The organism is Mesorhizobium sp. M1066, from assembly GCF_040318635.1.
Taxonomy (GTDB): Bacteria; Pseudomonadota; Alphaproteobacteria; order Rhizobiales; family Rhizobiaceae; genus Mesorhizobium.
The window spans coordinates 1-4,246 of sequence record NZ_JAMYMR010000090.1 but is presented as its reverse complement, the minus strand read 5'-3'; the positions used below and the strand labels follow the sequence as shown (position 1 = coordinate 4,246).

At 55.4% G+C, this 4,246-nt stretch carries 3 protein-coding genes and 2 pseudogenes; 3 read left to right on the top strand and 2 right to left on the bottom strand.

Translation table 11 applies throughout. From position 1 onward, the window contains the following. Positions 1-252: 252 nt before the first annotated feature. Positions 253-1,014: a class I SAM-dependent methyltransferase gene (locus tag NKH52_RS35110; RefSeq protein WP_352658124.1), complete on the bottom strand. Its 762-nt coding sequence runs from the start codon at positions 1,012-1,014 to the stop codon at positions 253-255. Positions 1,015-2,005: 991 nt separating this feature from the next. Here NKH52_RS35110 and NKH52_RS35105 point away from each other — a divergent pair. From NKH52_RS35105 to purU, 3 genes and pseudogenes are all read left to right on the top strand, one after another. Beyond that, positions 2,006-2,104: pseudogene (locus NKH52_RS35105) on the top strand (electron transfer flavoprotein subunit beta/FixA family protein); the annotation flags it as partial. A 21-nt stretch (positions 2,105-2,125) separates the two neighbouring features. Beyond that, positions 2,126-2,856, top strand: a pseudogene (locus NKH52_RS35100) (electron transfer flavoprotein subunit alpha/FixB family protein). A 12-nt stretch (positions 2,857-2,868) separates the two neighbouring features. Further along, a complete protein-coding gene (gene purU, locus NKH52_RS35095; protein WP_352658121.1) occupies positions 2,869-3,723 on the top strand; it encodes a formyltetrahydrofolate deformylase in 855 nt (284 codons plus the stop codon). Between the two features lie 216 nt (positions 3,724-3,939). Here the strand turns inward: purU and NKH52_RS35090 are convergent. After that, on the bottom strand, positions 3,940-4,246 hold a 307-nt coding region (locus NKH52_RS35090; protein ID WP_352658118.1), incomplete at its 5' end, for a hypothetical protein.

The window sequence follows — 4,246 nt, the reverse complement described above, 5'->3', positions numbered from 1 at the left end:
ACTAAATCCAGGTACGCGTCCCTGTTGACTAGATGTAGGCATGAGCAGCTTTCTCCTATCTTGATAAATGTCGATCGCAGGAGGCTATTGGCTTACCTTCTCGAAAGCGTAATATTGGCTAACGCGCAAAGTCCCCAAAAAACCATGAGTTTTTCCGAAATCCTTTAAGATGCGGCGTCTAACGAGGGATTTCGCCGCTGGCCTGCTAATGGTTTTTCGGGCACGCAGTGCAGCTAGGTTATGCCGTTGATATTATTTGTACGCGACAACCAAGAGGCGCGCGCTATCGGATGTAAACGCTCCACCTTCCTCCCCATAAGCTTCAACAGTCTCGAATCCCGCGCTTCGCAACATGCGAACATATTCAGAAAACCCATACTGCTTGTAAGAAAGGTGCGTTCGTCTGACGAGTCCATCGCGGACGATAATCCTTTCGAGGTTCTCGCGATCGGTTAGCACATCGTTGTTATATATATCGATTCGTACGTCGTCGTTACGCTGCGCAACGGAACACACGGGAAACTCGTGGCGCAGGGACTCGAAGCGATTGGGGTTATCGATTAGCAGACGCCCGCCCTTTCGAAGTGAAGAAGCGGCTTCCCGAAGAACTCTCTCATTATCCGCGTCATCGAAATAGCCAAAGGTCGTGTACCACAGAAAAGCCGCGTCGAATCGATCTCGCCAGGGAAGTGAGCGCATGTCGCCCAGAACATATTCGACAACTACTCCGCGTTCGGCCGCATCCGCTTCGGCTTTTTTTAGGAGGATCGCGGACCTATCCAGTCCCGTTACCCGTGCTCCTTTTTCCGCCAATCGGTTGGAAATCCGACCATATCCGCACCCGAGTTCAAGAACTGAGCTGCCTTGTGTAAGTGAAAGAAGCTTAAGAATTACTCCCACTTGTTGGTCACTTGCCTTTGGCGAATTTACCGCATCCCCAAAATAGACGTAGTCTTCGCTGAAGTATGAATCAAGTTCTGATAAAGAAGACTTCTTGCCAATATTATAATTCATATGTTTTCTCCTTCTGCTTTTCTGCCTTTTTAGGTTCTTTGTCGGCATTAATCGAGTTTTGCATATTGCATATTGCATATGGAGAGGGATAGTTAAAGAAAATATTTGTGAAATTTGTTTATATACTTGTTAAGATTTTTGCGACGGTCGTTGACCATGCCGCGTTGAATTGTATCGTGGGCCGGCGTGGGGGTCTCTCGGGGCACTGCTCCGGCCTTCTCTTCGGCTGGGCGCTATACACACCGTCGCCATCTCCAAGAACCGCCTAATCGACATCGAGAACGGCTCGGTTCATTTCCGCTATTGGCAATCCCAACCGGGCGCAAAAGCTCGCCCGTTGCCGCGACCTGCTCGGCATGCCGGCGCCGGCGGCTGCCTCAGCCGAAAAGGACTAGACCACGACCGCACCGAAGCGCTCACAAAGGCTTTGTCTCAGGAAGTGTCCAGCCGGTCACCAGGGGCAGATAATCCTCATCGAAATATTCGACGGCGTCACGACAGGCATGCCATAGCAAAGGATACATGGCAGAAGGCGTTAGCCTCCTTCTTCGCCGCATCGGACCGACTCGGTTGGGCGCAAACGGGCCGGGCCTAGGTCCAAGGAACATTGGCGTATGGCTTGCGGGCTGAATAAAAGTGCGGCGATGGAAAGGCTCACATAGTCCTTGGTCTCACCGGTGCGGATCCAGCCGGCGCTAGCCATCTCAAAACGCGATTGCACCGTCCGGAACATTATATTGGCGGAGCCAAAGCCACGTGGCAGATACTCGGCGCGTAGCGGATCGAATTGCATCCGCCTTCAACGCCGTCCGAAAGAATGAGCGAAGTGAAGAGAAGTGAAGATCAAAGACGTCCTCCTCGTGCCTAGCTATGGAGCATTTTTCTATCGGGTCGACACAGTGCACCACGGCTTCATTTATGCTGTCGAACCGATAACGCCCGGGTTCACGTCAACTCGCGTTCCGGCGTCTTCGCCGAGGTCAAGGCTCAGCTCAAGTCCGAGGAGCCTGGCGGCCGCAAGGCCGGCGTCAAGGTCAAGACGGCGGCGGAACTTGTTGAAAAGCTCAAGAACGAAGCCGGCGGGCTCTGAGATTTGGGAAGGAACAGACAGATGGCTATTCTTCTGCTTGCCGACACGACAACCAGACCCTTTCCGACCAAACCGCGAAGGCACTCACTGCCGCGCTTGAAATCGGTTCCGAAGTTGACGTGCTGGTCGCCGGGAGGTGCGCGAAAGCCGCCGATGCCGCCGCAAAGCTCAAGGGCATGTGCAAGGTGCTGCTCGCCGAGGGCCATGAGATTTGATCGCGCCGGCGGCCACCATGGGCAGGAACGTGATGCCGCGGGTCGCGACCTCCTGGTCGTCATGGAGGTGTCCGAGACCATCGCCGTGGTTTCGCCCGACACCTTCAAGCGGCCGATCCTTGCCAGCAACGCCATCCAGGCCGTGCAGTCGACCTATCCATGGAAGGTCATTGCCGTACGGGCGGCGGCTTCTTTTCCGTTAGCTCCCAAGGCAATTCGACTGTCCGTCGAGCATGTCTCGGCGGCAGCCGACCCCGGCCTCTCCAGCTTCGTTGAGAAACGGCTCCAGAAGGTTTCCCTGTCGACGCCGGCCATGCGCCAAACGACTGGCAGGTCGGCCAGAACGGCAAGGTCATGGCACCTGATGTTTGCATTGCGGTCGGCATCTCCTGCGCCATTCAGCACCTTGCGGGCATGATGGCTTCAAAGGAAATCATCGCCATCAACAAGGACGAGGGATCGCCAATCCTCAAGGTCGCCGAGGCGCATCGCCAGCGACCTTTCGTCATACTGCCTGAGCTTTCCAGATCGATTTGACCCGAAGGTACAATGTCTCAACTCCAGATTCTAACTCTAACCTGCGATGACAGCCCCGGCATTGTCGCGGCCGTCGCAACCGGACTGACTGCGCTCGGTGCCAACATTGCCGAGAGCAGCCAATTCTGGGACCGCACCAGCAATCGCTTCTTCATGCGTCTGGCCGTTGAAGGAGACGAGTCGCTTTCGAGCGCGTCAATCGAGCGTGCGCTCGGACCGGCGATCGAGCGCTTCAGTTTGAGGGTTCACACCGTCGATGCGCGCCGTAGGCCGAAGATCATCATAATGGTGTCGAAATTCGATCATGCGATGCTTCATCTGCTTTACCAAATCAAGGTCGGTTGGCTGAACGCGGACGTGGTTGCGATCGTTTCTAACCACGAAGATAGCCGTGGGGTCGCCGAGCGGGAGGGCTTCGCCTATCATTACTGGCCGGTATGCAAGGACACTAAGACCGAGCAGGAAAATAAGCTTCTGAGTCTTGTGCGCGAGACTGCCGCGGACCTCTTGATCCTGGCCCGGTACATGCAAGTCCTGTCTGACGAGATGTCAACTCGCCTGTTCGGCAAGGTGATAAACATCCATCATTCCTTCCTTCCCTCCTTCAAAGGCGCAAAGCCGTATCATCAGGCCTACGAACGAGGAGTGAAGCTTATCGGGGCGACTGCGCATTACGTGACGCCCAACCTCGACGAGGGTCCCATCATAGATCAGGAGACTGAGCGCGTAACGCATACGATGAACGCGGAGGATTTCATCGCGACGGGCCGCGATATTGAAAGCCGCGTCCTTGCACGGGCCGTCAAGCTGCATCTGGAGCGGCGGATCATGCTCAACGGAAATAAAACAATCGTATTCTCAAATTAACCGAGACGCCGCGATGAGAACCGCATGGGAATCAGCGGCAAGAGCGGCTTGCGGTCTCGAAAACGATTATGGGTCCGCGTCCTACTGGCTCAGCTGTAGCCGGATTTTATGGGTGATGTAGACAAACACGATCCTGCAGAGGGTACCCAGCGTCTGCGGCTGGATCGTGGTCTGGCTTTTGGGCTTCTCGTCACTGCGCGTGGCATCCGTCCCAGATTAATCGCCGCCAATCGGAAGCCCGGCCGATGATCGATGCTGCTGCATGCCGGCGCATCGTATTGCACTACGCCGGCATCGTATCCTAAAAAGTGAGCAATTTACCAGCAGGTCACGGGACATGCTGCTCAGCAAGTTCGCGCCGTTCTCGGTCAGTCGGACAATCTCACCGAAGATGTAGCGGTCATCCTTCTCACCTTGTTCGGCAGAGGCCCGCCCAGCGTAAGCGGTGCGCCAAGGCACCTTGCAATAGGCTGATGAACATGGAGCTTTCGCGCCATGACATTGGAACATGCGAGGGGCGATA